This is a genomic window from Mesorhizobium sp. M0601, from assembly GCF_040320845.1.
Classification (GTDB): Bacteria; Pseudomonadota; Alphaproteobacteria; order Rhizobiales; family Rhizobiaceae; genus Mesorhizobium.
Map to the genome: position 1 here is coordinate 1 of NZ_JAMYQK010000097.1, position 2,535 is coordinate 2,535.

At 65.8% G+C, this 2,535-nt stretch carries 2 protein-coding genes; both read left to right on the forward strand.

The features are described from left to right. Positions 1 to 129: 129 nt before the first annotated feature. Positions 130 to 1,035, forward strand: a complete 906-nt coding sequence (locus tag NKI41_RS32890) for a tyrosine-type recombinase/integrase (RefSeq protein WP_352687188.1) — start codon at positions 130 to 132, stop codon at positions 1,033 to 1,035. A 4-nt stretch (positions 1,036 to 1,039) separates the two neighbouring features. Continuing rightward, complete coding sequence (locus tag NKI41_RS32895) at positions 1,040 to 2,233, forward strand: IS91 family transposase (protein ID WP_502901274.1); 1,194 nt, start codon at positions 1,040 to 1,042, stop codon at positions 2,231 to 2,233. The last annotated feature ends 302 nt before the right edge of the window (positions 2,234 to 2,535 follow it).

Here is a 2,535-nt window from a genome sequence, read left to right on the forward strand (position 1 = left end):
GCGCCTCATGCACGAACCCGCTTCGCGGGAGGGGCGCCTCGTTCTGAGATGGCGCGACTGCCATTTTGACTTGAGCGGGTAGAGGCGTCGATCTGACCATGGAGTTCCCTTCAACGAGAGGAACTCGCCATGGCTACCCTGTCGACCGATGCACCAATCTCTCCGCTTCGCCAGCGCATGCAGCACGACATGCTCATGCGTGGCCTGGGTTCCCATACCCAGCAAGACTACGTTCGTCACGTCCGGCGCTTCGCTGTGTTCCTTGGCCGCTCGCCCGACACTGCGACGGCTGAGGACATCCGTCGATTCCAGCTGCATCAGCATGAGAGCGGCGTCGGCCCTGCGACGATCAATGGCGCGGTCTCGGCACTGCGGTTCCTGTTCCTGGTGACGCTGAAGCGGCGGGATCTGGCACGTGTGCTGGTGATCATGCGCCATCCACGCAAGCTGCCGGACGTGCTGAGCGTGGAGGAAGCGGCGCGGCTGCTCGAAGCAGCACCTGGCATCAAGTACAAGGCCGCGCTCGGTGTCGCCTATGGCGCGGGTCTGCGCGTATCGGAGGTCGCGCACCTCAAGGTCGATGATATCGACAGCACACGCATGCTGATCCGCGTCGAACAAGGCAAGGGACGCAGGGACCGCAACGCCATGCTCTCGCCGCAACTTTTGGAACTGCTGCGGCTGTGGTGGCGCGAAGGCAGGCGTCGCGGGGTGATGCTTCCGCATGGCTGGCTGTTCCCGGGGCGCAGTTGCACCGATCCGATCTCGTCGCGGCAACTCCATCGCGCGGTTCAGGAAGCCGCCGAAGTCGCCGGCATCCGCAAGCGCGTCAGCCCGCATACGCTGCGGCACAGCTTCGCCACCCACCTGCTCGAGCAGGATGTCGACATCCGCGTCATCCAGGTGCTGCTCGGGCACAGCAAGCTCGAAACGACAGCGCTCTACACCAAGGTCTCGACCCGGACGATCCACGCGGTCGCAGGGCCGCTCGACCGGCTGATGGCCCTCATGGAAGGCAAGACGCCGTCCGGCTGAACCGGTGCGCGCCGACCTGGAGGTCGCCGATATCTTCCGTGCTGCCGGCCCCGGATACCGGGTCTCCCACGCCGGGCATCTGAGCCTGCAGCAGCTCAAGGTCATGTCAGCGATCGAACAGTGTCGCACCGCTGCATTGGGTGGTCATGTCGAAGCCTGTGCGGACTGCGGCCAATGGCGGATCGCCTATAACAGCTGCCGTAACCGGCACTGTCCCAGGTGCCAGGGCGCGGCCGCGCGTACATGGCTCGCCGAGCGCGAAGCCGACCTGCTGCCAGTCGGATACTTCCACGTCGTGTTCACGCTGCCGGCCGAAGTCGCCGAGATCGCGTTCCACAACAAGGCGCTGGTCTATGACCTGCTGTTCAAGGCGGCATCGGAGACCATGCTGACGATCGCGGCCGATCCCAGGCATCTCGGCGCGCGCATCGGCATCACCGCCGTGCTCCACACATGGGGATCGGCGATGACCCACCATCCGCATGTCCACATGATCGTGCCGGGCGGCGGCATCGCGCCGGACGGGAGCCGCTGGATATCGTCGCGCGCGGCCTTCCTGCTCCCGGTCAGAGTACTGGGCAAGTTGTTCCGCCGCCTGTTTCTGACCCGGCTGATCGCGCTGCACGACGCCGGTCGGCTCGCCTTCTTCGGCACCCTTGCTCATCTCGTCGAGCGGCAGGCCTTCCTGCGGCACCTGTCGCCGGTCCGGAACAAGCGCTGGGTGGTCTACGCCAAGGCGCCCTTCGCCGGGCCGGAAGCGGTGCTCGCCTACCTGTCGCGCTACACGCACCGGGTTGCCATCTCGAACCGCCGCCTGATCGCCTTCGACGAGGCTGGAGTCACCTTCCGCTACAAGGACTATCGCCGCGATGGTGTCGAGCGCCAGCGCGCCATGACGCTTGCCGCCGACGAGTTCATCCGCCGCTTCCTGCTCCATGTCCTGCCGCGTGGGTTCCACCGCATCCGTTACTATGGACTGCTCGCCAGCTCCGCCCGCAAGGCCAGCCTCGCACTCGCGCGCGAACTGCTGAACGTCGATCTGCCGTCCCAAGACGACACCTCGGAAGAACCGGCTGACGTCCGCCGGCCTTGCCCTTGCTGCGGCGGACGCATGGTCGTCATCGAGAGGTTCGAACGGTGGTGCCAGCCTCGTGCACCGCCTGCATCAAGAGCGCCGAACCGGGAGAACGCCCCATGACCCGGCATGGACCGTCTGCACACACGGCCGCGCCACGCTGGCGCCGGTCAACGGGATGTTATGTGCACGTTGCCGTGACGCCGGTCGTCACGCACACCAATCCCGTCGGAATCAACGCTACTGGCGCCGCGGCCTGGCCCGGACGCCGCTTCCACGACATGCCCACCGCGTCCTATGCGGAAGTTCGCGACAGGCGCTGGCACACCCCGAAATACAAATCTCCATAGCTCAGAGCGTGCGGCCCGCGGGTTCCTGCATGAGAGACTTTCGTACGCCTAACGGCACCCGAAACCCTTCAGCAT